This is a genomic window from Aquimarina rhabdastrellae, from assembly GCA_947387485.1.
In the GTDB taxonomy this organism is placed as follows: Bacteria; Bacteroidota; Bacteroidia; order Flavobacteriales; family Flavobacteriaceae; genus Aquimarina.
The window spans coordinates 81,158-106,630 of sequence record CANDNT010000005.1 but is presented as its reverse complement, the minus strand read 5'-3'; the positions used below and the strand labels follow the sequence as shown (position 1 = coordinate 106,630).

Sequence of the window (25,473 nt, the reverse complement as noted above, 5' to 3'; positions counted from 1 at the left end):
TTATTACTTCTAAATTTTACTTAAAAAATGACTACTTTTTTTAGTATTATCTAAATCATGACATAAAAAACAATCAATTCCTCAAAATCACCCTATCCTATAACAAAAAAGCTTAGAGAAAATCTCTAAGCTTTTTTTGATCTATTTTAGATTATTAAAACATAATCGTTTTACATTCTATTAGGAACTTGAATTCCTAGCAATCCTAAAGCAGATTTAATGGTTTCTCCTACTACCTTTGAAAGTTGTACTCTAAATATTTTTTCTGTCTCTGTATCAGCTCCAAAAATAGATACATTCTGGAAGAATGAATTATATGCTTTTACTAAATCATAAGTATAATTAGCAATTATTGCTGGACTTTTATCTATTGCTGCATTTTGAATGATCTCTGGATATAACATCAAGTGTTTTACCAGTTCTCTTTCTTTTTCATGCAATTGTGTTAGTACTACATCATCTGTTATATCAAAATCTACTTTTCTCAATATTGCTTGAATACGCGCATACGTATATTGAATAAATGGCCCTGTATTACCTTGAAAATCTACAGATTCTTCTGGATTAAATAAAATTCTTTTTTTAGGATCTACTTTTAATATATAATATTTAAGCGCTCCTAATCCAATGATATTATAAACTTTCTCTTTTTCTTCTTCAGAGTATCCGTCTAATTTCCCAAGCTCTTTTGATATAGATTTAGCTGTAGCTGCCATCTCAACAATTAAATCATCTGCATCTACTACAGTACCTTCTCTACTCTTCATCTTTCCACTAGGTAAATCTACCATTCCGTAACTTAAATGGAATAAATGCTCTGCCCATGTATATCCTAGTTTCTTAAGAATTAAGAACAATACCTTAAAGTGATAATCTTGTTCGTTACCTACAGTATATATCATTCCTCCTACATCTGGATTATCCTTCACACGTTGTATAGCTGTACCTATATCTTGTGTCATATAAACAGCTGTACCATCACTACGTAAAACTAATTTTTCATCTAATCCTTCATCTGTTAAATCACACCAAACGGATCCATCCTCTTTTTTATAGAAAATACCTTTTGCTAAGCCTTCTTCTATATTATCTTTTCCTAATAAGTAGGTATTACTTTCATAATAATAACTATCAAAATCAACACCTAAAGCTGTATATGTTTTTTCAAATCCATCATAAACCCAACCATTCATCTTCTTCCAAAGCGATACAATCTCTTCATCTCCAGCCTCCCATTTTCTTAACATCGCTTGAGCTTCTATCAATAGAGGTGCTTCTTTCTTAGCTTCTTCTTCGGTTTTTCCTGATTCAATTAGCTCATTGATCTCTTTTTTATATTCTTGATCAAACTTGACATAGTAATTACCAACAAGCTTATCTCCTTTTAAACCTGTGCTTTCTGGAGTTTCTCCATTTCCAAAACGTTGCCAAGCAAGCATTGATTTACAGATATGGATTCCTCTATCATTAATTATCTGAGTTTTATAAACTTTTTTACCACTAGCTTTGATAATCTCTGCTACTGCATATCCCAATAAGTTATTTCTGATATGTCCTAAATGTAAAGGCTTATTTGTATTTGGAGATGAATACTCTACCATTACAGCATCCTTTTCATCTGGACTAACAAATCCAAATTGTTCTACTGCTCTAATTTGCTTAAATGTATTTTGATAAAATACATCTGAGATTACTAAGTTTAAAAACCCTTTAACTACATTAAATGCTGAAACTTCTTCTACACGATCCACTAAGTACCTACCAATTGCGTCTCCTATCTGCACAGGGTTTCCTTTTACTACCCGTAACATAGGAAAAACTACAACGGTTACATCCCCTTCAAACTCTTTGCGAGTGGTTTGAAATTCTACCGATGGTAATTCGGCATTGTAAAGCTCTTTTATAGCTGCTTTAACATGTACTGAAATGGTTTCTTGTAAAATCATTTTTCAAAAAATTTAAGCTGCAAAGATAATAGAATTTATACAGTCTCTCTGTTCTTCTTTTACCTTTTACAGCTACAAAAAAACCTTATGGAAATTAATTCATAAGGTTTTTCATCTGTTTATTCTTCGATTTGGGTTTTGACAAACTCAAATAATGTTCTATTCTCTAATACTTTAAGGGTACTATCTCTAACTTCTATCATTAATTTATGTACAGTACAAGCATCTTCGTCTGGGCAGTCATTACATTTTTCATAAAAATTTAAACTTACACATGGCACCATAGCGATAGGTCCTTCTAAAACTCTAATAATAGAAGCCATTGTAATTTCTTCAGGTTTTTTTATTAGGTAATACCCTCCTCCTTTACCTTTTTTAGAGCCTAAAAAACCTGTCTTTTTTAAACTTAATAATATACTTTCTAGAAACTTTTGAGATATATTTTCATTCTTTGCAATTTCTGAGATCAAAACAGGATGATCACAATTCTTTTTTGCAATATAGGTTAACGCTTTTAATCCGTATTTGGTTTTTTTTGATAGCATCTTACTAATTTACGCTTTTTTTAGGCAAAAATACTTCTGCCATCATACATCGTGCACTTCCTCCACCACAAGTTTCAATGATAGTTAAGTCACTACTAATTATTTTATTATATTTTTCTATAACTTTTATTTGCTCATTTGTTAAACTTTGATGAGCAGCTTCACTCATTACTAAGTATGCTACATTGTCTTTTCCTTTTACTTGTAGCATATTCCCTGTAAAATGATGCATTTGCTGTTCTGTAATCTTTATAATTTCTTTTCCATCTCCTTTAAGATGAGAAACTACATTCTTTTTTTCTTTTTTATCATCTATGGTGTCTAAGCATATTACTGCAAATTGATCAGCAATACACATCATCACATTAGTATGATAGATAGCCTCTCTTGTATTTTCTACAGTTTGATTAGCTACAAAAATTACAGGAGTAAACTCAAAGTCTTCACAAAACTCTATAAATAATTCTTCATCTGCTCTAGGTGATATTGCGCAATATGCTTTTCGATTAACTCGATCTAATACTACACTCCCTGTTCCTTCTAAAAAAACAGCTTCGCCTTCTGCAGATGTATAATCAACAACATTATTTATTTGATATCCTCTATTTTCTATAGTTTCAAGAATATCTTCTCTTCGCTCTAATCTTCGGTTCTCTGCAAACATAGGATATACTGCTATATCCCCATTTTGATGAAAACTAATCCAATTATTAGGAAATATAGCATCTGGTGTTTCTGGTTCTATTGTATCCTCTACAATGATCACATTAACACCTACAGTTTCTAATTTCTCTACAAAAGAATCGAATTCTAATTGTGCTTTTCTATTTAAAGCTTCTGGTAAGATATCTTTTATTTCTTTCTGGAAATAATTATTCACCGCCGTTTGCTCGTTCATTTTAAAACTAGCTGGACGAATCATTAAAATAGTATCTGTATGTTGTTCCATATGGCTAAATATAAGAAAACAAAACCTTATCGGTTTTGTTTTCTCTTATATCTTATATATTATTTTATTCTAATACAGTTTTTGGATAGCATCTGTCATTTCTTCAAGAATTCTAAAAGCTGTCTCCGCCATCTTATTTCCTTTAAAATCTAATAACGGATTTACTTCTACAAATTCGACACAAGCTACTTTTTTACTGGCCATAATTTGTCTTATCATTACTATGATTTCTTCTGGTTCAAATCCTTTTGGCACTGGAGTTCCCGTCCCATAAGAAACCATATCACAATCCATTGCATCTACATCAAATGATATATATATCACATCACAATTAGATAACTTAGATAAGGCTTCATTAACACAGATTTCTAGTCCTCTATATCTAACTTCTGCTACCTTATAGTTTTTAATACCTAACTTATCAATTTGCTTATCTTCTGGTTCCTCTGTATCACGCACTCCAAAATACACTACATCTTCTGCTTGTACTTTAATATCAGGAACACCAATCTGCTTCATTTTATTCCATAACTGAGCAGTTTCTTCTGATATTTCATTAACCTGACAATCTAAATTATCATTTGCTAAAGCTGCAGCCAAAGGCATTCCGTGTATATTTCCTGAAGGAGAAGTATATGGCGAATGAATATCTGCATGTGCATCGATCCAAATTACTCCCACTCTTTTTTGAGCATCGGCCGCTTTTATACCACTTATTGTTCCTAATGCCGAAGAATGATCTCCTGAAATAACTATAGGGAAATTATCGTCTTTTATATTTGTCGCTACATGTTCACTTAATCTTGTACATTGCCTTAATATGCTATCAATTCTCTTAGCATAAGGGTTTTTATATTCTGTAGCTGCTGCAATTTCATTATAAATTGCTTCATTTTCAGTTTTTACATCTTCAAAATCAAAACGATTAAAATAATCGTTTTTTGAGTTTATTGCTGCTATCTCAATAGCATCAATACCCATATCTGCACCTCTAGTCCCTGCACCAATATCAGATCTATTCTTGATAATTTTGATGTTCTTCATCTGTTGTATTTTCACAAAAAAATGTCATTTAAACTAAATGACATTTTTTTATTTATTATGTTTTTATCTCTCGCTAATATCTTTAAACGCTCTATAAGTTTCACCTGTATAGATTTGTCTTGGTCTACCAATAGGCTCTTTACGTAAACGCATCTCTCTCCATTGCGCTATCCATCCTGGTAAACGACCTAAAGCAAACATTACTGTAAACATCTCTACTGGAATACCCATTGCTCTATAGATGATTCCAGAATAGAAATCTACATTTGGATATAGTTTTCGTTTTACAAAATAATCATCTTGTAACGCTTCTTGCTCTAATCCTTTAGCTATATCTAAAATTGGATCTGATACCCCTAAATCTCCTAAAACTTCATCTGCTGCTACTTTGATAATTTTTGCTCTTGGGTCAAAGTTTTTATAAACTCTATGTCCGAATCCCATTAAACGGAATGGATCTTCTTTATCTTTTGCTTTACCCATGTACTTTTTAGTATCTCCACCATCTTCTTTAATAGCTTCTAACATTTCAAGTACAGCTTGGTTTGCTCCTCCATGAAGTGGTCCCCATAATGCTGAAATTCCAGCAGATAATGAAGCAAATAATCCTGCATGCGAAGATCCTACTATTCTTACTGTAGATGTAGAACAGTTTTGCTCATGGTCTGCATGTAAGATTAATAATTTATCTAAAGCATCATTAACAATTTTATTTGCTTGATAATTTTTATTTGGACGAGAGAACATCATTTTATGTAAGTTCTCTACATATCCTAAAGAATCATCTCCATAGTCTAATGGTAAGCTCATACGCTTTCTCATAGTCCATGCTGCCAAAACTGGGAATTTTGCTAAGATCTTTACAATAGCATTGTACATTGCTTCTTCTGAATCAACATCAACAGAACTAGGATTAAATGCTATCAAAGCACTTGTTAAAGAAGATAATACTCCCATTGGATGTGCCGTTTTAGGGAATCCATCAAGTATTTTCTTCATCTCTTCGTCTACATGAGATTCTGCTTTGATATCATTATCAAATTTTTCTAATTGACTTGCATTTGGTAATTCTCCAAAAATCAACAAATAAGCTACTTCTAAAAAGCTTGCTTTTTCTGCCAAATCTTCAATAGCATATCCTCGATAACGTAAAATACCTTGTTCACCATCTAAATACGTAATTGCACTCTGACAACTTCCTGTATTTTTATATCCTGGGTCAATTGTAATGACACCTTCAGTTGCTCCACGCAATGCCTTGATATCGATTCCCAATTCATTTTCTGTTCCTTCAATAATAGGAAACTCGTATTTATTTCCGTCTATCTCTAGTGTTGCTATCTTTGACATATGTTATTTTGAATTATTATTAAATTTTGGTCTGCTAAATTACGAAATATACTGTTAACATCTTATTAATCGAACGATCATTTTAATCCTTACAAGTATTCAATTTAAAGATTCTTTAATTTTTTTATCAAATTCTTTATGATTAATAAAATCTTCTTTTAAATCGACCTATAAATATACTTTTTTATTACTTTTTGAACTTTACCTACATCTTAAGTTTTAGCTATAATTACTTCATAAAAAAAGCGAAAAAATCAATTGATTTTTCCGCTTTTCATTTATTATAATTTAAAGTATGTTATTGTTTTACTTTAAATGCTTTTTCTTTTGGGTAATATGCTACAGTACCTAACTCTTCTTCTATACGTAATAATTGGTTATATTTTGCCATTCTATCACTTCTTGAAGCAGAACCTGTTTTAATTTGTCCTGTATTTAACGCTACAGCTAAATCTGCAATAGTATTATCTTCTGTCTCACCAGATCTATGAGACATAACAGAAGTATACCCTGCATTATGTGCCATATTTACAGCTGCAATAGTTTCGGTTAATGTACCTATTTGATTTACTTTAATTAGTATTGAATTAGCAGTACCATTTTCAATTCCTCTAGACAAACGCTCTACGTTTGTTACAAATAAATCATCACCTACTAATTGTACTTTATCTCCAATCTTATCTGTTAAATACTTCCATCCATCCCAGTCATTCTCATCCATTCCATCTTCGATAGAAATAATAGGATATTTAGCAGCTAATTCTGCCAAGTAATCTGCTTGCTCTTCGCTTGTTCTTACTTGACCTTTTTCTCCTTCAAATTTAGTATAATCGTATTTTCCATCAACATAGAATTCTGCTGCAGCACAATCCAAAGCAATCATAACTTCTTCTCCAAATTTATAACCAGCTTTTTCAACTGCTAAAGCAATAGAATCTAATGCATCTTCTGTACCTTCTAAAGTAGGTGCAAAACCTCCTTCATCACCAACTGCAGTACTTAAACCTCTATCATGAAGAACTTTCTTTAAGTTATGAAAGATCTCAGTTCCCATTTGCATTGCTTCGGTAAAGTTTTGAGCTTTAACAGGCATTACCATGAATTCTTGAAATGCAATTGGAGCATCACTATGAGATCCACCATTAATGATATTCATCATAGGTACTGGTAATGTATTAGCACTTACTCCACCAACATAACGATATAATGGCATACCTAATTCGTTTGCTGCTGCTTTAGCTGCTGCCAAAGAAACTCCTAGAATAGCATTAGCTCCCAATTTTGATTTATTAGGCGTACCATCTAATTCAATCATGGTTTGATCTAATAAATTTTGATCAAATACAGAGTATCCTAATAATGCTTCTGCAATCACTGTATTTACATTTTCTACTGCCTTAGAAACACCTTTACCCATAAATGCATTTCCACCATCACGTAACTCTACAGCCTCGTGCTCTCCAGTAGAAGCTCCAGAAGGAACTGCTGCTCTTCCTAATACTCCACTTTCAGTAATTACATCAACTTCAACTGTTGGATTACCACGCGAATCTAAAATTTGTCTTGCGTGAACATTAATTATTATACTCATTTCTTTAGTTTAATAAATTATTGTATCTATTTTAATAAAGCGCAATATACAAAACCACCTAGTTTATTAATATGTATAACTCTCCTATTTTATTACAAAATACTACTTTGTTTAGGTAAGTTATTAACTATAACGTTATAGCATTTTATTACCGATTTAAAAATAGAGCTTAGTCTAAATTTTATATTTATTATTTTGTTTTAGCCTTTTTTATATTTTCAATAAATTGATCAAAAAGATATATTGAATCATTTGGTCCAGGACTTGCTTCAGGATGATATTGAACAGAGAAACAGTTCTTATTTTTCATCTTGATTCCTGCAACAGTATTATCATTTAAATGTACATGAGTAATTTCAATATCATTATGAGCTTCTGTCTCTTCCCTATTAATAGCAAAACCATGATTTTGAGAAGTAATTTCACCTTTTCCAGTTTCTAAATTTTTAACAGGATGGTTAATTCCTCTATGTCCATTGTGCATTTTATAGGTACTAATTCCATTTGCAAGAGCTATAATTTGATGTCCTAAACAAATTCCAAATAACGGTTTATCATTAGCTATAATCTCTTTTGCGGTAGCAATAGTATCTGTAAGAGGTTCTGGATCCCCAGGTCCATTAGATAAGAAATAACCATCAGGATTCCATGAAGTCAATTCTTGATAAGTTGAGTTATATGGAAATACCTTTACATATGCTCCTCTACTACCTAAGTGTCTTAATATATTTTTCTTAATTCCTAAATCCAAAGCAGCAATTTTGATATCAGAATCCGGGTTACCAAAATAATATGGTTCTTTAGTTGAAACTTTTGAAGCTAATTCTAATCCACTCATATCTGGTGTATTTTTTAACTCTTGTTTCAATTCTTCTATGCTATCTACTTTTGTAGAAATAACAGCATTCATAGCACCATTATCTCTAATATAGCTTACCAAAGCTCTTGTATCAACATCTGATATTGCTAATAAATCATTTTTTTCAAGAAATTCTTGTAATGAACTATCTGAAGCAACTCTAGAGAATTCTTCACTAAAATTCTTAACTATTAATCCCGCGATTTTAATTGAATCTGATTCTACTTCATCGCTTTTAGTTCCATAATTACCAATATGCGCATTAGTAGCTATCATTAACTGCCCATAATATGACGGATCTGTAAAAATTTCTTGATATCCTGTCATTCCAGTATTAAAACAAACTTCTCCAAAAGCATTTCCTTCTTTTCCTAAAGCTTTTCCGTGAAAAATTGTACCATCAGCTAATAGTAGTATTGCTTTCTTACGTGATTGATATTTCATTGAAATTGTGTTGTATTGTATATAATAAAAAAATTGTACTCAATTTTATGCAGTTTTACTGCTCAATAGGTTAAAAAAAAAGGATAAACATTAAATGCTTATCCTTTTCTTATATGTGTTATAGAACACTTATCATTTTATTCTTCTTCAGAATTAGAAACTTCAGCAGCTGGAGCCGCAGGAGCTTGAGCTTTTTTAGATCTACCTCTACGAGTAGATTTCTTTTTAGCTGGCTTATTAACATTGTAAAGCTCGTTATAATCAACTAACTCTATCATTGCCATATCAGCGTTATCTCCTAAACGGTTACCAAGTTTGATAATTCTTGTATATCCACCTGGTCTATCTCCTACTTTAGTAGCCACATCTCTAAACAATTCTGTAACAGCATATTTGTTACGTAATCTAGCGAATACAATACGACGGTTGTGCGTAGTATCTTCTTTAGATTTAGTTACAAGAGGCTCAATAAATTGTTTAAGAGCTTTAGCCTTAGCTACTGTAGTATTTATTCTTTTATGTTCAATTAGGGAGCACGCCATGTTTGCTAACATTGCTTTACGGTGTGCAGTTTTTCTACCTAAGTGATTTACTTTCTTTCCGTGTCTCATTTTCGATAATCTTTTAACTATTCCTTAATGGATTAGTCCCTGTCCAATTTATATTTAGAAAGATCCATACCGAAGTTAAGTCCTTTTACATTAACTAGTTCTTCTAGTTCTGTTAAAGACTTCTTACCAAAGTTACGGAACTTCATTAAGTCATTTTTATTATAAGATACTAAGTCTCCTAAAGTATCAACTTCTGCAGCTTTTAAACAGTTAAGAGCACGTACAGACAGATCCATATCTATTAATTTAGTTTTTAATAGTTGTCTCATGTGTAATGACTCTTCATCATAAGTTTCTGTTTGAGCAATCTCATCTGCTTCCAGAGTGATACGCTCATCAGAGAATAACATAAAATGATGAATTAATGTTTTGGCAGCTTCAGTCAATGCATCTTTAGGATGTATAGACCCATCAGTACTAATTTCAAAAACTAACTTTTCATAGTCAGTTTTTTGCTCTACACGATAATTTTCAATGCTGTATTTAACATTTTTAATCGGTGTGTAAATAGAGTCTGTGAAAATAGTTCCAATAGGAGCATTGGCTTTCTTATTTTCTTCAGCAGGAACGTAACCTCTACCTTTTTCTATAGTAATTTCTAGGTTAAGTGCAACTTTTTTATCCATGTTACAGATTACTAAATCCGGATTAAGGATTTGAAAACCTGAGATGAATTTCTGGAAATCACCAGCTGTTAATTGCTCTTGACCAGAGATAGATATTGTTACTGATTCATTATCCACATCTTCGATTTGGCGTTTGAAGCGAACTTGTTTAAGATTAAGAATAATCTCAGTTACGTCTTCTACTACACCAGAAATAGTAGAGAATTCATGATCTACTCCTTCAATACGTAAAGAAGTGATAGCGAATCCCTCTAAAGAAGATAGCAAAACTCTTCGTAAAGCGTTACCTATGGTTAAACCATATCCTGGTTCTAAAGGTCTAAATTCAAATTTACCTTCGAACTCAGTAGAGTCGATCATGATAACTTTATCGGGCTTCTGAAAATTTAATATTGCCATATTGTGACTTCTAAGTGTTATTACTTCGAATATAATTCGACGATGAATTGTTCGTTGATAGCTTCTGGAATCTGAATTCTAGCTGGTACAGAAACGAATGTACCTTGCATAGTCTCATTATTAAACGTAATCCACTCATATACGCTATTGCTATTTGCTAAAGCATTAACAACAACTTCTAATGATTTAGACTTTTCACGAACACCTACAACGTCTCCTGCTTTTAATTGGTACGAAGGAATGTTAACTAATTCACCGTTTACAGTGATATGTCTGTGAGATACTAATTGTCTAGCAGCTCTACGAGAAGAAGCTAACCCCATTCTGAATACCACATTATCTAAACGAGACTCACAAAGTTGAAGTAAAACTTCACCAGTAATTCCGCTTGAACGTGTAGCTTTTTCAAATAAGTTACGGAATTGTCTTTCAAGAATTCCATAAGTATATTTAGCTTTTTGCTTTTCCATTAACTGGATAGCATATTCACTTTTCTTACCTCTACGTCTGTTGTTTCCGTGTTGCCCAGGAGGGTAATTTCTTCTTTCGAAAGATTTATCATCTCCGAATATCGCTTGTCCAAATTTACGAGCGATTTTAGTTTTTGGACCAGTATATCTTGCCATTTCTAATAAATTAATTAATTAAAGGGGGAGATTATGAATTAAGGTCTCTTTCCTTCGATAATCTTGTTCCCCCTATTTTTTTAGATCTACTTAATATAAATAATTATACTCTACGTCTTTTTGGTGGACGGCATCCGTTGTGTGGTACTGGAGTAACGTCGATGATTTCTGTTACTTCTATTCCACTATTGTGAATAGAACGAATAGCAGATTCTCTACCGTTACCTGGACCTTTAACGTATACTTTTACTTTCTTAAGTCCTGCCTCAATTGCAACTTTTGCTGCATCTTCAGCTGCCATTTGCGCTGCGTAAGGAGTGTTCTTTTTAGAACCTCTAAATCCCATTTTACCAGCAGAAGACCAAGAAATAACGTCTCCTTTTTTATTCGTTAACGATACAATAATGTTGTTAAAAGAAGCTGTTACGTGTGCTTCTCCATAAGACTCAACAATTACCTTACGTTTTTTTGAAGTTGACTTTGCCATTATTCTAGGTATTATTTAGTTGCTTTTTTCTTGTTAGCAACAGTTTTTCTTCTTCCTTTACGTGTTCTAGAATTATTCTTAGTACGTTGTCCTCTTAAAGGTAGTCCAACTCTGTGACGGATTCCTCTATAACATCCTATATCCATAAGACGTTTGATGTTCAACTGTATTTCAGAACGTAACTCTCCTTCTATTGTATAGGCTCCTACAGCTTCACGGATACGACCGATTTGATCATCGTTCCATTCAGAAACTTTTAAATTCTCATCCACTTTGGCAGTTTCCAAAATTTCTTTGGCTCTACTTCTACCAATTCCGAAGATATAGGTTAATGCTATAACTCCTCGCTTTTGTTTAGGTACGTCTACCCCTGCAATTCTTGCCATAATTACCCTTGTCTTTGTTTAAATCTAGGATTCTTTTTATTAATTACGTAAAGACGGCCTTTTCTACGCACAATCTTGCACTCGGCACTTCTCTTTTTTAATGATGCTCTAACTTTCATAATACTTAGTATCTGTATGTTATTCTTGCCTTAGATAAATCATAAGGACTCATTTCTAGTTTTACTTTATCTCCCGGCAATAACTTTATATAATGCATACGCATTTTACCAGAGATATGTGCTGTCACAACATGACCGTTTTCTAATTCTACACGGAACATAGCATTTGATAATGCTTCAATAATACTTCCGTCTTGCTCAATTGCTGGTTGCTTTGCCATTATGCTACTGCTTTACGATTTTTACCTGTTTTCATTAATCCATCATAATGTCTATTTAACAAGTATGAATTAACTTGTTGCATAGTATCGATCGCTACACCTACTAAAATTAATAGTGATGTTCCACCGAAGAATAATGCCCAACCTTGTTGTACATTCAACAATTTCACTGCAATTGCAGGAAATATAGCAATAAAAGCTAAGAATATAGAACCTGGTAATGTAATTTGTGACATGATCTTATCTAGATATTCAGCAGTTTCTGTTCCAGGACGAATTCCAGGAATAAAACCACCACTACGTTTAAGATCATCTGCCATTTTATTTGTTGGTACTGTAATTGCCGTATAGAAATATGTAAAAACAATAATTAATAAAGCAAAAACAACATTGTACCACAATCCGAATATATCACTAAAAGCTGCTGCAATTCCTTGAGAAGTTTCAGAATCTGAAAGTCCTGCAACTGCAGCTGGAATAAACATTATCGCTTGAGCAAAAATGATTGGCATAACTCCAGAAGCATTCAACTTTAATGGGATATACTGACGAGAACCAAAAATGTTCTTTTCATAATCTCCTGTTGCTGTTCTACGAGCGTATTGTACTGGGATTTGACGTACTGCCATTACTAACAATACAGATCCTAGTATAATTGCAAACCAAATTGCTAATTCTATCAATACCATAATCATTCCTCCACCGTCTCCAGATACTCTAGATAACAAGTTTTGTAAGAAAGATTGAGGTAAAGTAGCAATAATACCTACCATAATTAATAATGATATACCGTTTCCGATACCTTTATCAGTAATTTTTTCACCTAACCACATTGCAAAAATACAACCTGCAGAAATGATGATTACTGATGATACAACAAAAAGCGTTTGGCTTTCTAAAACAAATGCTGAGCTAGGTAAAGTTACAAATAAGTTGTAGATGTAACCTGGACCTTGAACTAGAGTAATTGCAATAGTTAACCAACGAGTAATTTGGTTAATCTTTCTTCTACCGCTTTCTCCCTCTTTTTGCAGTTTTTGAAGATATGGAATTGCAATTCCCATCAATTGTACAACAATAGATGCAGATATATAAGGCATAATTCCTAGTGCAAATACAGAAGCATTAGAAAATGCTCCACCGGTAAATGCATTAAGTAAACCTAATAATCCACCATCGGCTTGTGCACTAAGATTAGCTAATTGAGTTGCATCAATAGCAGGAAGCGTCACTTGCGCTCCAAAGCGATATACTAAAAGTAAACCTAGAGTAACTAAAATTCTATTTTTTAATTCCTCTATTTTCCAAATATTTTTTATTGTATCAATAAATTTCATGAATTGTTAATTATAAGGTTACTGCTTCACCACCAGCAGCTTCGATTGCTGCTTTTGCAGTGGCTGTAAATTTATGAGCAGATACTTTTAACTTCGCCTTCAATTCACCTCTTCCTAGTATCTTAACTAAATCATTTTTACCTGCTAGACGTGTATTTAATATCACGTCAAGATCAACTGTGTCTGTTATTTTTCCAGCGTCCACTAATGCTTGTAAAGTATCCAAGTTGATTCCTTGGTATTCTTTACGATTAATGTTTTTAAAACCGAATTTAGGCACACGTCTTTGAAGTGGCATTTGTCCTCCTTCAAAACCGATCTTTTTTGAATAACCAGAACGTGATTTCGCTCCTTTGTGTCCACGTGCAGCGGTACCACCTTTTCCTGATCCTTGTCCACGACCTAAACGTTTCCCATTGCTTCTAACAGAACCTGAAGCAGGTTTTAAGTTACTTAAATCCATCTTAGTCTTTTATTTTTTATCAACAGAAACTAAATGTTGAACTTTATTAATCATTCCAAGGATATTAGGAGTGTCCTCATGTTCAACCACTTGACCAATTTTCTTAAGTCCTAAAGCCTCAAGAGTTCTTTTTTGGTTTTTAGTACGATTGATTGCACTTTTTACTTTAGTTACTTTAATCTTTGCCATCGTTCCTAATTTTTATCCTTTAAAAACTTTATCTAGTGTAATCCCTCTTTGCTGAGCTACTTGCTGAGCACTACGTAGGTTTAATAAAGCATCAAAAGTTGCTTTTACTACGTTATGTGGATTCGAAGATCCTTGATTCTTAGAAAGTACATCGTGTACTCCTACTGATTCAAGAACCGCACGTATAGCCCCACCAGCAATTACTCCGGTACCTGTCGCAGCTGGTAATAATAATACTCTAGCTCCTCCAAATTTACCTTTTTGCTCGTGTGGTAAAGTTCCTTTATGCAATGGGATTCGTACTAAGTTCTTCTTTGCATCTTCTACTGCTTTAGCAATAGCTTCTGCAACTTCCTTAGACTTACCTAAACCGTGACCTACAACACCTTTTTCATCACCTACTACTACGATAGCAGAGAATCCAAATGCTCTACCTCCTTTAGTAACTTTGGTAACACGTTGTACACCTACTAAACGATCTTTTAATTCAAGACCACTTGGTTTTACTAATTCTGCGTTTTTATATTTTTGATACATAATTTCTTAGAATTTTAGTCCTGCTTCTCTAGCACCATCTGCTAATGATTTTACTCTTCCGTGATATAAATAACCACCTCTATCAAAAGAAACAGTTTCTACACCAGCTTTGATTGCTTTTTCAGCAAGGGCTTTTCCAACCAAGTTTGCTATTTCAACTTTATTACCAGATTTTGCAATATCCTTATCTCTAGAAGAGGCTGCACTGATAGTCTTACCAGTTACATCATCTATTACTTGCGCATAGATTTCTTTGTTACTTCTAAAAACAGATAATCTTGGGCGTTGCGCTGTTCCGCTTACAGTTCCACGGATACGCTTTCTTATCTTTAATCTTCTTAAATCTTTTGAGAATGCCATAACTTAGTTATTATGCAGATTTACCTGCTTTTCTTCTTAATTGTTCTCCTACAAATTTAACTCCTTTTCCTTTGTATGGCTCAGGCTTACGGAAACCTCTGATTTTCGCTGCCACCTGTCCTACTAATTGCTTGTCATGAGAAGTTAACTTAACGATAGGGTTTTTACCTTTTTCAGAAATCGTTTCTACTTTTACTTCTGGAGCTAATTCTAATACGATGTTGTGAGAAAATCCTAAAGCAAGATCTAATTTCTGACCTTGATTAGAAGCTCTATATCCAACTCCTACTAACTCTAACTCTTTTGTAAATCCTTCTGAAACACCCTTAACCATATTATTAACCAAGGCACGGTATAAACCGTGCTTTGATTTATGATCTTTTGCATCGCTAGGTCTTTCGAAGATTACTTGATCACCATCAACTTTAATATCGATAGCATCAAATTCTTGAGATAATTCTCCCAATTTACCTTTAACAGTAACAACATTTCCTTTCACATCAACTGTGACACCAGACGGTATAGTTACTGGATTTTTACCTATTCTTGACATTTTTTTCTTGTCTTTTAATACTGTTAATAAACGTAACAAAGTACTTCACCACCTACATTCTCTTTTCTTGCCTGCTTTCCAGTCATTACTCCATGAGAAGTAGAAACGATAGCAATTCCTAATCCATTAAGGATTCTTGGAATTTCATTTGCTCCTGCATACTTACGAAGACCAGGTTTACTGATTCTTTGTAATTCACGTATTACAGGCTCCTTAGTAAGTTTATTATACTTAAGGGCTATCTTGATAGTACCTTGAACTGTATTATCTTCAAATTTGTAACTTAAAATATATCCTTGATCGAATAATATTTTTGTAATCGCTTTTTTAACTTTAGACGCAGGAATCTCAACTACTCTGTGTTGAGCCGCATTAGCGTTACGAATTCTAGTTAAAAAATCTGCAATAGGATCTGTATTCATTGTATTTAATTTGCGGTTTTGGTTTTCGAAATTCCGAACCTAAAACCAATTAATTTACTTTGTTTGTTACCAACTAGCTTTAGTTACTCCAGGAATTAATCCTTTGTTTGCCATTTCTCTGAATGTTACACGAGAAATTCCAAACTGGCGCATGTAACCTTTTGGTCTACCCGTTAATTTGCATCTGTTGTGCATACGAGCTGGAGAAGCGTTTCTTGGTAACTTTTGTAATGCTTCATAATCTCCAGCTTCTTTTAAAGCTTTACGTTTTTCAGCATATTTAGCTACTGTTTTAGCTCTCTTCACCTCACGGGCTTTCATTGATTCTTTAGCCATAATTAATTCTTTTTAAATGGTAATCCTAGTTGAGTTAACAATGATTTTGCTTCTTTATCAGTATTAGCAGATGTTTCAAAAGTAATATTCATTCCTGAAATCTTGTTTACTTTATCAATATCAATCTCTGGGAAGATGATTTGCTCAGTAATACCAAAAGAGTAATTACCTCTACCATCAAAACCAGTAGCACTAATTCCGTTAAAATCTCTTACACGTGGTAAAGCAGAAGTAACTAAACGGTCTAAGAATTCGTACATACGCTCTCCTCTTAACGTAACTTTAGCCCCTACAGGCATACCTTTACGTAATTTGAACGTAGCAACATCTTTCTTAGAAATCGTAGGTACAGCTTTTTGTCCAGTGATTGTAGTCATTTCGTCTACTGCATAGTCGATTAACTTTTTATCAGCAACAGCAGCACCAATACCTCTACTTAAAACAATCTTTTTAAGTTTTGGTACTTGCATTACATTGTTGTAACTGAATTCTTCTGTAAGAGCAGACACTACTCTGTCTTTATACTCTTGTTTAAGTCTTGGAATATAAGCCATAACTAAATTACCTCATTAGATTTTTTAGAAAATCTCACTTTCTTATCTCCTTCCATTTTATAACCAACTCTAGTTGCTTTACCATCTGAAGTTAGCAAAGATAAGTTAGAAATATGAATTGGAGCTTCTTGCTTTACAATACCACCTTGTGGATTAGCTGCACTAGGCTTCTTGTGTTTAGATACTAAATTAATACCTTCTACAATTGCCTTATTTTTATCAATTAATACTTTTTGTACTTTACCTTGTTTTCCTTTGTTGTCTCCAGCAATAACAAGTACAGTATCTCCTGATTTTATTTTAAGCTTTGTTGCCATTATTAAAAATGTATTAAAGCACCTCTGGCGCTAATGACACAATCTTCATGAATTGCTTATCACGAAGTTCTCTCGCTACAGGACCGAATACACGAGTCCCTCTCATCTCACCTGCTGCGTTTAATAGTACACAAGCATTATCGTCAAAACGAATGTACGAACCATCTGGTCTACGCACTTCTTTTTTAGTACGAACTACAACTGCAGTTGAAACTGCTCCTTTTTTTACGTTTCCGTTAGGAGTCGCTTCTTTTACACTGACAACGATTTTGTCACCTACAGAGGCGTATCTTCTTTTTGTACCACCTAAAACACGAATAGTCAAAACTTCTTTTGCTCCAGTGTTATCGGCTACCTTTAATCTAGACTCTTGTTGTACCATAATTACTTCGCTCTTTCAATTACTTCTACTAATCTCCAGCATTTAGATTTACTTAAAGGTCTTGTTTCCATGATCCTTACAGTATCTCCAATATTGCAGTCATTTTTCTCGTCGTGTGCAACGTACTTTTTCGTTTTTAACACGAACTTACCGTACATAGGGTGTTTTACTTTTTTAACCTCAGAAACCACTATTGATTTCTCCATTTTGTTACTAGTAACAACACCTATACGTTCTTTTCTTAAGTTTCTTTTTTCCATCTTTCAGCAGAATTAACCGTTTAATTCTCTTTTTGTTAACTCAGTAGCCATTCTTGCGATAGATCTTCTTACTTTACGTAATTGTAAAGGATTCTCTAACGGAGACATAGCGTGAGCCATTCTTAATTCTGAATACGCTTTACGAGTTTTACCAAGTTCTTCTTGCAATTCAGCTGTAGATAATTGTTTTACTTCTGATTGTTTCATTTTCTCTCAATATTATGCTTGATAATCTCTAGCTACTATAAATTTAGTTCTTACAGGAAGCTTTTGAGCTGCTAAACGTAAAGCTTCTTTAGCTACGTCATGTGGTACACCACTAATCTCAAATAAAATTCTTCCTGGTTTTACTACTGCTGCCCAATATTCTACGGCACCTTTTCCTTTACCCATACGTACCTCTAAAGGCTTTTTAGTAATAGGCTTATCTGGGAAAATTTTAATCCAAAGAGATCCTTCCCTTTTCATATAACGCGTAGCAGAAATACGAGCTGCTTCAATTTGTCTTGCAGTAATAAAATTTGCATCCAGTGATTTAATTCCGAAAGTACCGTTAGAAAGTACGTGACCTCTATGAGAAAGTCCTTTCATACGCCCTTTCTGTTGCTTACGGAATTTTGTTCTTTTAGGCTGTAACATCTTTAATTTACTTTAAAATTACTTTCTACGACGTGATTTGTTACCACCTCGTCCGGCTTTGTCTCCTTTTCCTTGTTTTTTAGATAATCCTACTAAAGGAGAAAGTTCTCTCTTACCATAAACTTCGCCTTTCATAATCCATACTTTAACACCTAATCTACCATAAGTAGTATGTGCTTCAACTAAAGCATAATCTATGTCAGCTCTAAATGTTGATAAAGGAATACGACCATCTTTGTACGCTTCAGAACGTGCCATTTCAGCTCCGTTTAAACGTCCAGAAATCTGTACCTTAATTCCTTCTGCATTCATTCTCATTGCAGCCGCGATAGCCATTTTGATTGCACGACGGTAAGAGATACGATTTTCGATTTGTCTTGCAATACTTGAAGCTACTAAGAATGCGTCAAGTTCAGGTCTCTTAATTTCAAAGATATTGATCTGAATTTCCTTATCAGTAATCTTTTTAAGCTCTTCTTTTAACTTGTCTACCTCTTGACCTCCTTTACCAATGATGATACCAGGACGAGCCGTAGTGATAGTAACGGTTACAAGTTTAAGTGTACGCTCAATGATTACTCTTGATACACTAGCTTTTGATAAACGAGCGTGGATATACTTTCTAATCTTATCGTCTTCAGCAAGCTTGTCACCGTAGTCATTACCTCCGTACCAGTTGGACTCCCAACCTCTAATGATACCAAGGCGATTTCCGATTGGATTTGTCTTTTGTCCCATACTATTTATTAATTGCTTTGTGTATTATTGTTTGCTCCTACCACGATAGTTACGTGATTAGAACGTTTTCTAATTCTGTGTGCGCGACCTTGTGGTGCTGGACGTAGTCTTTTTAACATACTTCCACCATCTACACGGATCTCCTTAACAATAAGCTCTGCATCTTCGATGCTAGCGTCTTCATTTTTCGCCTGCCAGTTTGCTATTGCAGATAACAATAACTTTTCTAAACGACGTGATGCTTCTTTAGGATTAAATCTAAGAATATGAAGCGCTCTTTCAACTTTTTCTCCACGAACTAAGTCTGCTACTAAACGCATCTTGCGTGGTGAAGTAGGGCAGTTATTAAGTTTAGCAAAAGCAATCTGCTTTTTCTCAGCCTTAATTCTTTCTGCCATTTCTTTTTTACGAACTCCCATAATAGCTTAAATTATTTTTTTCCTTTATTTTTCTTATCAGCACCATGTCCTCTAAAAGAACGTGTTGGCGAAAATTCTCCTAATTTATGTCCTACCATGTTCTCAGTCACATATACTGGAACAAATTGGCGACCATTGTGAACTGCAATCGTTTGTCCAACAAAATCAGGTGTTATCATAGAAGCTCTTGACCAAGTTTTGATAACAGTCTTTTTATTGTTCTCTACATTTGCAGCAACCTTCTTCTCTAATTTATAGTGAACGTAAGGTCCTTTTTTTAATGAACGTGCCATGCTTTATTATTTCTTTCTACGTTCTACAATATACTTATTACTCGCTTTTGTTTTAGAACGGGTTCTATATCCTTTAGCAGGAAGACCTTTTCTAGAACGTGGGTGACCTCCAGATGAACGTCCTTCTCCACCACCCATTGGGTGATCAACTGGGTTCATCGCTACTGGTCTAGTACGTGGACGACGACCAAGCCATCTTCCTCTACCGGCTTTACCTCCAACTATTAATTGGTGATCACTATTAGAAACAGCTCCAATAGTTGCCATACAGTTAACTAATATCATTCTTACTTCACCTGAAGGTAATTTGATAGTAGCAAACTTACCGTCTCTTGCCATTAATTGAGCAAAAGCACCTGCACTACGAGCCATTACAGCACCTTGTCCAGGACGTAGTTCTATACAAGAAATAATTGTTCCTAATGGAATATCGCTAAGTGGCATAGCATTTCCAATTTCTGGAGCTACATTGCTACCAGAAACTATATTTTGCCCAACTTGAAGTCCGTTTTGAGCAATGATATAGCGCTTCTCACCATCTTGGTAATTTAACAACGCTATAAAAGCAGTTCTATTTGGATCATATTCGATTGTAGCTACGGTAGCAGGAATTCCTTGCTTATCGCGCTTAAAATCGATAATACGATATCTCTTTTTATGACCTCCACCTCTGTAGCGGATTGTCATTTTTCCTTGACTGTTTCTACCACCAGTTCTCTTTTTCGGAGCTAATAAACTTTTCTCCGGCTTATCAGTAGTAATTGCGTCAAATCCATTTACTACTCTAAATCGCTGTGCTGGGGTGATTGGTTTTAATTTTCTTACTGACATTTTCTAATCTATAGATTACTATACAAATCAATTACATCACCTTCCGCCACCTGTACAATTGCTTTTTTATAAGCATTTGTTTTACCAGTGACCATACCTGTTTTTGTATAACGAGTTTTGCGGTCTGGGCGGACGTTAATTGTACGAACTTTATCAACAGAAACTCCATAAGCAGCTTCAACTGCTTTTTTTATCTCTACCTTATTCGCTTTTTTATTTACTACAAAGCTATAACGGTTATTTAACTCACTATCAGCTGTAGCTTTTTCCGTAATAATAGGTTTAATTAAGATACTCATGGCTTCTTATTTACTTAAATTCGTTTCAATACCTTTCAAAGAACCTTCTAAAAGTACTACACTATTTGCGTGCAATATTTTATAAGTGCTTAATTCTGAAGCTGTTACAACTTCAGCACTCTTTAAATTTCGTGACGACAAATATACGTTTTTATTTGACTCACCCAACACAAATAGAGATTTTTTATTATCTAACCCTAATGATTTTAAAACAGTTGTAAAATTCTTTGTTTTAATAGTATCAAAATTGAAGTCTTCAACTACTACAACATTACTTTCACTTGCTTTAATACTTAGTGCAGATCTTCTAGCTAATCTCTTTAAGTTCTTATTCAATTTGAAAGAATAATTTCTTGGTCTAGGACCAAAAATTCTTCCTCCACCTCTAAATACAGGAGATTTAATACTACCTGCACGAGCCGTACCAGTACCTTTTTGTTTTTTAATCTTACGAGTACTACCTGCAATTTCTGCACGTTCTTTAGATTTATGCGTTCCTTGACGTTGGTTTGCCAAGTATTGCTTAACGTCTAAATATACTGCGTGATTATTTGGCTCAATACCAAAAACAGCATCAGAAAGGTTCACCTTTCTACCTGTTTCTTTTCCGTTAATATCAATTACTGCTACTTCCATTACTTCTGAATAGTTACGTAAGCGTTTTTGTGTCCAGGAACACATCCCTTAACTACAAGTAGATTTTTCTCTGCAACTACTTTTAACACTTTCAAGTTTTGAACTTTTACTTTATCTCCACCCATTCTTCCGGCCATTCTCATTCCTTTAAATACTCTTGCAGGATATGAAGCGGCACCAATAGAACCTGGAGCTCTTAAACGGTTATGTTGACCGTGAGTTGCTTGACCAACTCCACCGAATCCGTGTCTCTTAACAACACCTTGGAAACCTTTTCCTTTAGATGTACCTGACACATCAACAAATTCACCTTCTACAAAATGATCCACAGTAAGTGTATCACCTAATTTGTACTCCTCATCAAAACTTTGAAATTCAACAACTTTACGTTTTGCAGAAGTTCCAGCTTTTTTAAAGTGACCTAAAGCCGCTTTAGTAGCATTCTTATCTGCCTTGTCATCGAAACCAAGTTGGATAGCATTATAACCATCAACTTCTTCAGTTCTGACTTGGGTAACTACGCATGGACCTGCTTCGATTATTGTACACGGAATGTTTTTTCCGTTCTCATCAAAGATACTTGTCATGCCGATTTTTTTTCCTATTAACCCAGACATTTGATTTTAGATTTGAGAAATTTACTTTTAATGTTATTACTTTATCAATAAAAGTTTATTTCTCGATTAATAATTAATTTAAATATAAACAAACAAAATTCAGAACCAGAGATGTTAAATCTCTGATTCCGAAATTTAATTTTTATTTCTTAATTAGATCACACTTTGATCTCTACTTCAACACCACTTGGTAACTCAAGCTTCATTAACGCATCAATCGTTTTTGAAGAAGAGCTATAAATATCCAATAATCTTTTGTAAGAACTTAATTGAAATTGTTCTCTAGATTTTTTGTTTACGTGTGGAGAACGTAATACTGTGAATATTTTTTTATGTGTTGGTAATGGGATTGGACCTGTTACTACAGCTCCAGTGCTTTTTACCGTCTTTACGATTTTTTCAGCAGATTTATCTACTAAATTGTGATCGTAAGATTTTAATTTAATTCTAATTTTTTGACTCATTTTAATAGATATTATTCGTTACCCTTAGCTGCTTTAATTACCTCTTCAGAAATGTTAGCAGGTGTTTCTGCATAATGAGAAAATTCCATAGTTGAAGTTGCTCTACCAGAAGATAATGTTCTTAATGAAGTTACATATCCAAACATTTCTGATAATGGCACATTAGCCTTAACAACTTTTGATCCAGAACGATCTCCCATATCATTTACTTGTCCTCTACGTCTGTTCAAATCACCTACGATATCTCCCATGTTTTCTTCAGGAGTAAGCACTTCTAATTTCATAATTGGCTCCATAATTACAGCTCTAGCAGCTTTTGCAGCAGCTTTATACCCTAATTTTGCAGCTAATTCGAAAGATAATTGATCTGAATCCACATCGTGGTAAGATCCATCCTTAAGAGTAACTTTCATAGAATCCATTTCATATCCTGCAAGAGGTCCATTTTTCATAGCCTCTTTGAAACCTTTCTCTACAGAAGGAACGAATTCTTTAGGTACGTTTCCACCTTTAATAGTAGATTCGAATACTAATCCTTGAACTCCTTCTTCAGCAGGCTCCATAGTAAATACGATATCTGCGAATTTACCACGTCCACCAGACTGCTTCTTATAAACTTCTCTATGATCAGCAGCAGCTGTAATAGCTTCTTTGTACTCTACTTGAGGTTGTCCTTGACTAACATCAACTTTAAATTCACGTTTTAAACGATCAACGATGATATCTAAGTGAAGTTCTCCCATTCCAGAAATAACTGTTTGCCCTGAAGCTTCATCAGTTCTTACTGTAAATGTTGGATCTTCTTCTGCTAATTTAGCTAAAGCCAATCCTAATTTATCTACATCTGCTTTAGTTTTAGGCTCAACAGCTATACCAATTACTGGATCTGGGAAGTCCATAGATTCTAAAACAATAGGATTCTTCTCATCTGATAACGTATCTCCAGTTTTGATACTCTTGAATCCAACTGCAGCTCCGATATCTCCTGCTTCGATAAAATCAATCGCATTTTGCTTATTAGCATGCATTTGATATATACGAGAGATACGTTCTTTTTTTCCTGAACGGTTATTTAAAACATAAGAACCTGCATCTAATCTACCAGAATATGTTCTAAAGAATGCTAAACGTCCAACAAAAGGATCTGTAGCAATTTTAAATGCTAAAGCAGAAAATGGTTCCTTAACATCTGGCTTACGAGTAATCTCTTCATCAGTATTAGGATCTGTTCCTACAATATCATCTTTATCTAAAGGTGATGGTAAATAACGACATACTGCATCTAATAAGAATTGAACTCCTTTATTTTTAAATGCAGATCCACAAATCATAGGAATAATAGACATATCCATTACAGCAGCTCTAAGTGCAGCGTGCACTTCGTCTTCTGTAATAGAGTTCTCATCTTCCATGAATTTCTCTAAAAGATTCTCATCATAAGCAGCAACTTCTTCGATCAAGTGCGCTCTATATTCAGCTACTTCTTCCTTTAATTCTTCTGGAATATCAACAATATCAAATGTAGAACCTTGAGTCTCATCATGCCATACAATAGCTCTGTTTTTAACCAAGTCTACGATACCTTTGAAATCAGCTTCTTCACCAATAGGTAATACGATAGGCACTGCATTAGATCCTAACATTTCTTTAACTTGCTTACACACGTTTAAGAAGTTAGATCCTTGACGGTCCATTTTGTTTACAAACCCCATTCTTGGAACTTTGTAATTATCAGCTAATCTCCAGTTAGTTTCTGATTGAGGTTCAACACCATCAACAGCACTAAATAAGAATACTAAACCATCTAATACACGTAAAGAACGGTTTACCTCTACTGTAAAATCAACGTGACCAGGAGTATCAATGATATTAAAGTGATATCCTTTTGCGTCTTTAGTAGGCTGACCATTCTCTGTTGGGAATTTCCAAGTACAAGTTGTAGCAGCAGACGTAATTGTGATACCACGCTCTTGCTCTTGTTCCATCCAGTCCATAGTTGCAGCACCGTCATGTACTTCTCCTATTTTGTGGCTTACTCCTGTATAATATAGGATACGCTCAGTAGTAGTAGTTTTTCCTGCATCAATGTGTGCAGCAATACCTATGTTTCTAGTATATTTTAAATCTCTAGCCATTTCTGTATATGATTAAAATCTAAAGTGTGAGAATGCTTTGTTTGCTTCCGCCATTTTGTGCGTATCAACTCTCTTCTTAACCGCAGCTCCTTCTTCTTTCTCAGCAGCTAATATCTCAGCAGCTAATCTTTGAGCCATAGATTTTTCATTTCTTTTACGCGCGTAAAGAATCAACCACTTCATAGCAGTAGATATTTTACGATCTGGTCTAATTGGGTTAGGAATTTGGAATGTAGCTCCACCTACACGGCGGCTACGAACTTCTACGTGAGGCATCACATTTGATAATGCATCTTTCCAAATTTCTAAAGCTGTTTTTTCTTCGTTTTGGTTCTTTTGTTCTACGATATCAATAGCATCATAAAACACTTTGAAAGCCACTGACTTTTTTCCATCCCACATCATCATGTTTACGAAACGAGTCACTAATTGATCGTTAAAACGTGGATCCGGAAGGATTGGTCTTTTTTTAGCCTTTCTTTTTCTCAT

Annotated in this window: 38 protein-coding genes; all 38 read right to left on the bottom strand. The window is 34.1% G+C overall.

Going from position 1 to position 25,473, the window contains the following annotated elements:
* Positions 1-170: 170 nt before the first annotated feature.
* The 38 genes from argS to rpsG all read right to left on the bottom strand — a co-directional run bounded on the left by argS (position 171) and on the right by rpsG (position 25,473).
* Complete coding sequence (argS, locus tag ACYEKI_RS10230; protein WP_459211092.1) at positions 171-1,946, bottom strand: arginine--tRNA ligase; 1,776 nt, start codon at positions 1,944-1,946, stop codon at positions 171-173.
* 119 nt (positions 1,947-2,065) lie between these two features.
* Positions 2,066-2,491 carry an RrF2 family transcriptional regulator gene (locus ACYEKI_RS10225; RefSeq protein ID WP_459211091.1) on the bottom strand — a complete coding sequence of 142 codons (426 nt, stop codon included), beginning with the start codon at positions 2,489-2,491 and terminating at the stop codon, positions 2,066-2,068.
* A gap of 4 nt (positions 2,492-2,495) precedes the next feature.
* On the bottom strand, positions 2,496-3,440 hold the full coding sequence (gene ctlX / locus ACYEKI_RS10220; RefSeq protein ID WP_459211090.1) for a citrulline utilization hydrolase CtlX: 945 nt from the start codon (positions 3,438-3,440) through the stop codon (positions 2,496-2,498).
* Between the two features lie 69 nt (positions 3,441-3,509).
* Complete coding sequence (locus tag ACYEKI_RS10215; RefSeq protein WP_459211089.1) at positions 3,510-4,484, bottom strand: arginase; 975 nt, start codon at positions 4,482-4,484, stop codon at positions 3,510-3,512.
* Between the two features lie 63 nt (positions 4,485-4,547).
* Positions 4,548-5,834: a citrate synthase gene (locus ACYEKI_RS10210; RefSeq protein WP_459211088.1), complete on the bottom strand. Its 1,287-nt coding sequence runs from the start codon at positions 5,832-5,834 to the stop codon at positions 4,548-4,550.
* Between the two features lie 298 nt (positions 5,835-6,132).
* Positions 6,133-7,425 (bottom strand): phosphopyruvate hydratase, encoded by a 1,293-nt coding sequence (gene eno / locus ACYEKI_RS10205; protein WP_459211087.1) that lies wholly within the window; start codon positions 7,423-7,425, stop codon positions 6,133-6,135.
* A 190-nt stretch (positions 7,426-7,615) separates the two neighbouring features.
* A complete protein-coding gene (carA, locus tag ACYEKI_RS10200) occupies positions 7,616-8,728 on the bottom strand; it encodes a glutamine-hydrolyzing carbamoyl-phosphate synthase small subunit (RefSeq protein WP_459211086.1) in 1,113 nt (370 codons plus the stop codon).
* A 137-nt stretch (positions 8,729-8,865) separates the two neighbouring features.
* The gene (rplQ, locus tag ACYEKI_RS10195) at positions 8,866-9,339 is read right to left on the bottom strand and encodes a 50S ribosomal protein L17 (RefSeq protein ID WP_459211085.1); all 474 of its coding nucleotides are present in this window, start codon (positions 9,337-9,339) and stop codon (positions 8,866-8,868) included.
* A gap of 32 nt (positions 9,340-9,371) precedes the next feature.
* The gene (locus ACYEKI_RS10190; protein WP_459211084.1) at positions 9,372-10,364 is read right to left on the bottom strand and encodes a DNA-directed RNA polymerase subunit alpha; all 993 of its coding nucleotides are present in this window, start codon (positions 10,362-10,364) and stop codon (positions 9,372-9,374) included.
* A gap of 20 nt (positions 10,365-10,384) precedes the next feature.
* Positions 10,385-10,990 (bottom strand): 30S ribosomal protein S4, encoded by a 606-nt coding sequence (gene rpsD / locus ACYEKI_RS10185; RefSeq protein ID WP_459211083.1) that lies wholly within the window; start codon positions 10,988-10,990, stop codon positions 10,385-10,387.
* Positions 10,991-11,093: 103 nt separating this feature from the next.
* Positions 11,094-11,477, bottom strand: a complete 384-nt coding sequence (rpsK, locus tag ACYEKI_RS10180) for a 30S ribosomal protein S11 (protein WP_459211082.1) — start codon at positions 11,475-11,477, stop codon at positions 11,094-11,096.
* An 11-nt stretch (positions 11,478-11,488) separates the two neighbouring features.
* Positions 11,489-11,863 carry a 30S ribosomal protein S13 gene (gene rpsM / locus ACYEKI_RS10175; protein ID WP_459211081.1) on the bottom strand — a complete coding sequence of 125 codons (375 nt, stop codon included), beginning with the start codon at positions 11,861-11,863 and terminating at the stop codon, positions 11,489-11,491.
* Between the two features lie 2 nt (positions 11,864-11,865).
* Positions 11,866-11,982, bottom strand: coding sequence for a type B 50S ribosomal protein L36 (ykgO, locus tag ACYEKI_RS10170; protein WP_073316873.1), 117 nt, complete (start codon positions 11,980-11,982; stop codon positions 11,866-11,868).
* Between the two features lie 5 nt (positions 11,983-11,987).
* Positions 11,988-12,203, bottom strand: coding sequence for a translation initiation factor IF-1 (infA, locus tag ACYEKI_RS10165; RefSeq protein ID WP_010181908.1), 216 nt, complete (start codon positions 12,201-12,203; stop codon positions 11,988-11,990).
* Positions 12,203-13,540, bottom strand: coding sequence for a preprotein translocase subunit SecY (gene secY / locus ACYEKI_RS10160; RefSeq protein WP_459211080.1), 1,338 nt, complete (start codon positions 13,538-13,540; stop codon positions 12,203-12,205). Before secY ends, infA begins: the two co-directional genes overlap by 1 nt.
* Positions 13,541-13,550: 10 nt before the next feature.
* On the bottom strand, positions 13,551-14,003 hold the full coding sequence (gene rplO / locus ACYEKI_RS10155; RefSeq protein WP_459211079.1) for a 50S ribosomal protein L15: 453 nt from the start codon (positions 14,001-14,003) through the stop codon (positions 13,551-13,553).
* Between the two features lie 9 nt (positions 14,004-14,012).
* Positions 14,013-14,192, bottom strand: a complete 180-nt coding sequence (gene rpmD / locus ACYEKI_RS10150) for a 50S ribosomal protein L30 (RefSeq protein ID WP_459211078.1) — start codon at positions 14,190-14,192, stop codon at positions 14,013-14,015.
* Between the two features lie 12 nt (positions 14,193-14,204).
* Positions 14,205-14,729 carry a 30S ribosomal protein S5 gene (gene rpsE, locus ACYEKI_RS10145; protein ID WP_459211077.1) on the bottom strand — a complete coding sequence of 175 codons (525 nt, stop codon included), beginning with the start codon at positions 14,727-14,729 and terminating at the stop codon, positions 14,205-14,207.
* Between the two features lie 6 nt (positions 14,730-14,735).
* Positions 14,736-15,089: a 50S ribosomal protein L18 gene (rplR, locus tag ACYEKI_RS10140; RefSeq protein ID WP_459211076.1), complete on the bottom strand. Its 354-nt coding sequence runs from the start codon at positions 15,087-15,089 to the stop codon at positions 14,736-14,738.
* A 10-nt stretch (positions 15,090-15,099) separates the two neighbouring features.
* Positions 15,100-15,642, bottom strand: coding sequence for a 50S ribosomal protein L6 (gene rplF, locus ACYEKI_RS10135; protein ID WP_459211075.1), 543 nt, complete (start codon positions 15,640-15,642; stop codon positions 15,100-15,102).
* 23 nt (positions 15,643-15,665) lie between these two features.
* Complete coding sequence (gene rpsH / locus ACYEKI_RS10130) at positions 15,666-16,064, bottom strand: 30S ribosomal protein S8 (RefSeq protein ID WP_459211074.1); 399 nt, start codon at positions 16,062-16,064, stop codon at positions 15,666-15,668.
* A gap of 66 nt (positions 16,065-16,130) precedes the next feature.
* Complete coding sequence (rpsN, locus tag ACYEKI_RS10125) at positions 16,131-16,400, bottom strand: 30S ribosomal protein S14 (RefSeq protein WP_459211073.1); 270 nt, start codon at positions 16,398-16,400, stop codon at positions 16,131-16,133.
* A 2-nt stretch (positions 16,401-16,402) separates the two neighbouring features.
* Positions 16,403-16,954, bottom strand: coding sequence for a 50S ribosomal protein L5 (gene rplE, locus ACYEKI_RS10120; RefSeq protein WP_459211072.1), 552 nt, complete (start codon positions 16,952-16,954; stop codon positions 16,403-16,405).
* Between the two features lie 2 nt (positions 16,955-16,956).
* A complete protein-coding gene (gene rplX / locus ACYEKI_RS10115; RefSeq protein ID WP_459211071.1) occupies positions 16,957-17,271 on the bottom strand; it encodes a 50S ribosomal protein L24 in 315 nt (104 codons plus the stop codon).
* Positions 17,272-17,284: 13 nt separating this feature from the next.
* The gene (gene rplN / locus ACYEKI_RS10110) at positions 17,285-17,653 is read right to left on the bottom strand and encodes a 50S ribosomal protein L14 (protein WP_459211070.1); all 369 of its coding nucleotides are present in this window, start codon (positions 17,651-17,653) and stop codon (positions 17,285-17,287) included.
* Positions 17,654-17,655: 2 nt separating this feature from the next.
* Positions 17,656-17,913: a 30S ribosomal protein S17 gene (gene rpsQ / locus ACYEKI_RS10105; protein ID WP_459211069.1), complete on the bottom strand. Its 258-nt coding sequence runs from the start codon at positions 17,911-17,913 to the stop codon at positions 17,656-17,658.
* Between the two features lie 12 nt (positions 17,914-17,925).
* Positions 17,926-18,120, bottom strand: a complete 195-nt coding sequence (gene rpmC / locus ACYEKI_RS10100; protein WP_459211068.1) for a 50S ribosomal protein L29 — start codon at positions 18,118-18,120, stop codon at positions 17,926-17,928.
* Positions 18,121-18,132: 12 nt separating this feature from the next.
* Complete coding sequence (rplP, locus tag ACYEKI_RS10095) at positions 18,133-18,552, bottom strand: 50S ribosomal protein L16 (protein ID WP_459211067.1); 420 nt, start codon at positions 18,550-18,552, stop codon at positions 18,133-18,135.
* 18 nt (positions 18,553-18,570) lie between these two features.
* Positions 18,571-19,290 (bottom strand): 30S ribosomal protein S3, encoded by a 720-nt coding sequence (rpsC, locus tag ACYEKI_RS10090; protein WP_459211066.1) that lies wholly within the window; start codon positions 19,288-19,290, stop codon positions 18,571-18,573.
* Positions 19,291-19,298: 8 nt separating this feature from the next.
* Positions 19,299-19,709, bottom strand: a complete 411-nt coding sequence (gene rplV, locus ACYEKI_RS10085) for a 50S ribosomal protein L22 (RefSeq protein WP_459211065.1) — start codon at positions 19,707-19,709, stop codon at positions 19,299-19,301.
* 11 nt (positions 19,710-19,720) lie between these two features.
* The gene (gene rpsS, locus ACYEKI_RS10080; protein ID WP_459211064.1) at positions 19,721-20,002 is read right to left on the bottom strand and encodes a 30S ribosomal protein S19; all 282 of its coding nucleotides are present in this window, start codon (positions 20,000-20,002) and stop codon (positions 19,721-19,723) included.
* A gap of 6 nt (positions 20,003-20,008) precedes the next feature.
* Positions 20,009-20,833, bottom strand: a complete 825-nt coding sequence (gene rplB, locus ACYEKI_RS10075) for a 50S ribosomal protein L2 (RefSeq protein WP_459211063.1) — start codon at positions 20,831-20,833, stop codon at positions 20,009-20,011.
* Positions 20,834-20,841: 8 nt separating this feature from the next.
* Positions 20,842-21,132 carry a 50S ribosomal protein L23 gene (gene rplW, locus ACYEKI_RS10070; RefSeq protein WP_459211062.1) on the bottom strand — a complete coding sequence of 97 codons (291 nt, stop codon included), beginning with the start codon at positions 21,130-21,132 and terminating at the stop codon, positions 20,842-20,844.
* 6 nt (positions 21,133-21,138) lie between these two features.
* Positions 21,139-21,768, bottom strand: coding sequence for a 50S ribosomal protein L4 (gene rplD / locus ACYEKI_RS10065; protein ID WP_459211226.1), 630 nt, complete (start codon positions 21,766-21,768; stop codon positions 21,139-21,141).
* Positions 21,768-22,385 carry a 50S ribosomal protein L3 gene (rplC, locus tag ACYEKI_RS10060; RefSeq protein ID WP_459211061.1) on the bottom strand — a complete coding sequence of 206 codons (618 nt, stop codon included), beginning with the start codon at positions 22,383-22,385 and terminating at the stop codon, positions 21,768-21,770. The genes rplD and rplC overlap by 1 nt, the downstream gene beginning before the upstream one ends.
* Positions 22,386-22,543: 158 nt before the next feature.
* Entirely contained in the window at positions 22,544-22,849 is a 306-nt protein-coding gene (rpsJ, locus tag ACYEKI_RS10055) for a 30S ribosomal protein S10 (RefSeq protein WP_010181931.1), read from the bottom strand.
* 11 nt (positions 22,850-22,860) lie between these two features.
* Positions 22,861-24,984: an elongation factor G gene (gene fusA, locus ACYEKI_RS10050; RefSeq protein ID WP_459211060.1), complete on the bottom strand. Its 2,124-nt coding sequence runs from the start codon at positions 24,982-24,984 to the stop codon at positions 22,861-22,863.
* Between the two features lie 12 nt (positions 24,985-24,996).
* Entirely contained in the window at positions 24,997-25,473 is a 477-nt protein-coding gene (gene rpsG, locus ACYEKI_RS10045) for a 30S ribosomal protein S7 (RefSeq protein WP_459211059.1), read from the bottom strand.

Coding starts and splice junctions, on each gene's coding strand:
- rpsN (WP_459211073.1), bottom strand. CDS start 16,400: ATGGCTAAAGAATCAATGAAAGCCCGTGAGGTGAAGAGAGCTAAAACA.
- ACYEKI_RS10190 (WP_459211084.1), bottom strand. CDS start 10,364: ATGGCAATATTAAATTTTCAGAAGCCCGATAAAGTTATCATGATCGAC.
- rplP (WP_459211067.1), bottom strand. CDS start 18,552: ATGTTACAGCCTAAAAGAACAAAATTCCGTAAGCAACAGAAAGGGCGT.
- rpsQ (WP_459211069.1), bottom strand. CDS start 17,913: ATGGAAAAAAGAAACTTAAGAAAAGAACGTATAGGTGTTGTTACTAGT.
- argS (WP_459211092.1), bottom strand. CDS start 1,946: ATGATTTTACAAGAAACCATTTCAGTACATGTTAAAGCAGCTATAAAA.
- ACYEKI_RS10225 (WP_459211091.1), bottom strand. CDS start 2,491: ATGCTATCAAAAAAAACCAAATACGGATTAAAAGCGTTAACCTATATT.
- rpsG (WP_459211059.1), bottom strand. CDS start 25,473: ATGAGAAAAAGAAAGGCTAAAAAAAGACCAATCCTTCCGGATCCACGT.
- rplW (WP_459211062.1), bottom strand. CDS start 21,132: ATGAGTATCTTAATTAAACCTATTATTACGGAAAAAGCTACAGCTGAT.
- rplX (WP_459211071.1), bottom strand. CDS start 17,271: ATGGCAACAAAGCTTAAAATAAAATCAGGAGATACTGTACTTGTTATT.
- rpsK (WP_459211082.1), bottom strand. CDS start 11,477: ATGGCAAAGTCAACTTCAAAAAAACGTAAGGTAATTGTTGAGTCTTAT.
- ACYEKI_RS10215 (WP_459211089.1), bottom strand. CDS start 4,484: ATGAAGAACATCAAAATTATCAAGAATAGATCTGATATTGGTGCAGGG.
- ctlX (WP_459211090.1), bottom strand. CDS start 3,440: ATGGAACAACATACAGATACTATTTTAATGATTCGTCCAGCTAGTTTT.
- rpsH (WP_459211074.1), bottom strand. CDS start 16,064: ATGAATACAGATCCTATTGCAGATTTTTTAACTAGAATTCGTAACGCT.
- rplO (WP_459211079.1), bottom strand. CDS start 14,003: ATGGATTTAAGTAACTTAAAACCTGCTTCAGGTTCTGTTAGAAGCAAT.
- rplN (WP_459211070.1), bottom strand. CDS start 17,653: ATGGTACAACAAGAGTCTAGATTAAAGGTAGCCGATAACACTGGAGCA.
- rplC (WP_459211061.1), bottom strand. CDS start 22,385: ATGTCTGGGTTAATAGGAAAAAAAATCGGCATGACAAGTATCTTTGAT.
- rplB (WP_459211063.1), bottom strand. CDS start 20,833: ATGTCAGTAAGAAAATTAAAACCAATCACCCCAGCACAGCGATTTAGA.
- rplE (WP_459211072.1), bottom strand. CDS start 16,954: ATGGCTTATATTCCAAGACTTAAACAAGAGTATAAAGACAGAGTAGTG.
- rpsC (WP_459211066.1), bottom strand. CDS start 19,290: ATGGGACAAAAGACAAATCCAATCGGAAATCGCCTTGGTATCATTAGA.
- rplF (WP_459211075.1), bottom strand. CDS start 15,642: ATGTCAAGAATAGGTAAAAATCCAGTAACTATACCGTCTGGTGTCACA.
- rplR (WP_459211076.1), bottom strand. CDS start 15,089: ATGGCATTCTCAAAAGATTTAAGAAGATTAAAGATAAGAAAGCGTATC.
- ykgO (WP_073316873.1), bottom strand. CDS start 11,982: ATGAAAGTTAGAGCATCATTAAAAAAGAGAAGTGCCGAGTGCAAGATT.
- eno (WP_459211087.1), bottom strand. CDS start 7,425: ATGAGTATAATAATTAATGTTCACGCAAGACAAATTTTAGATTCGCGT.
- rplV (WP_459211065.1), bottom strand. CDS start 19,709: ATGGGAGTTCGTAAAAAAGAAATGGCAGAAAGAATTAAGGCTGAGAAA.
- rplQ (WP_459211085.1), bottom strand. CDS start 9,339: ATGAGACACGGAAAGAAAGTAAATCACTTAGGTAGAAAAACTGCACAC.
- rpsM (WP_459211081.1), bottom strand. CDS start 11,863: ATGGCAAGAATTGCAGGGGTAGACGTACCTAAACAAAAGCGAGGAGTT.
- rpmD (WP_459211078.1), bottom strand. CDS start 14,192: ATGGCAAAGATTAAAGTAACTAAAGTAAAAAGTGCAATCAATCGTACT.
- secY (WP_459211080.1), bottom strand. CDS start 13,540: ATGAAATTTATTGATACAATAAAAAATATTTGGAAAATAGAGGAATTA.
- rpsS (WP_459211064.1), bottom strand. CDS start 20,002: ATGGCACGTTCATTAAAAAAAGGACCTTACGTTCACTATAAATTAGAG.
- fusA (WP_459211060.1), bottom strand. CDS start 24,984: ATGGCTAGAGATTTAAAATATACTAGAAACATAGGTATTGCTGCACAC.
- rpmC (WP_459211068.1), bottom strand. CDS start 18,120: ATGAAACAATCAGAAGTAAAACAATTATCTACAGCTGAATTGCAAGAA.
- rpsD (WP_459211083.1), bottom strand. CDS start 10,990: ATGGCAAGATATACTGGTCCAAAAACTAAAATCGCTCGTAAATTTGGA.
- rpsE (WP_459211077.1), bottom strand. CDS start 14,729: ATGTATCAAAAATATAAAAACGCAGAATTAGTAAAACCAAGTGGTCTT.
- carA (WP_459211086.1), bottom strand. CDS start 8,728: ATGAAATATCAATCACGTAAGAAAGCAATACTACTATTAGCTGATGGT.
- infA (WP_010181908.1), bottom strand. CDS start 12,203: ATGGCAAAGCAACCAGCAATTGAGCAAGACGGAAGTATTATTGAAGCA.
- rpsJ (WP_010181931.1), bottom strand. CDS start 22,849: ATGAGTCAAAAAATTAGAATTAAATTAAAATCTTACGATCACAATTTA.
- ACYEKI_RS10210 (WP_459211088.1), bottom strand. CDS start 5,834: ATGTCAAAGATAGCAACACTAGAGATAGACGGAAATAAATACGAGTTT.
- rplD (WP_459211226.1), bottom strand. CDS start 21,768: ATGGAAGTAGCAGTAATTGATATTAACGGAAAAGAAACAGGTAGAAAG.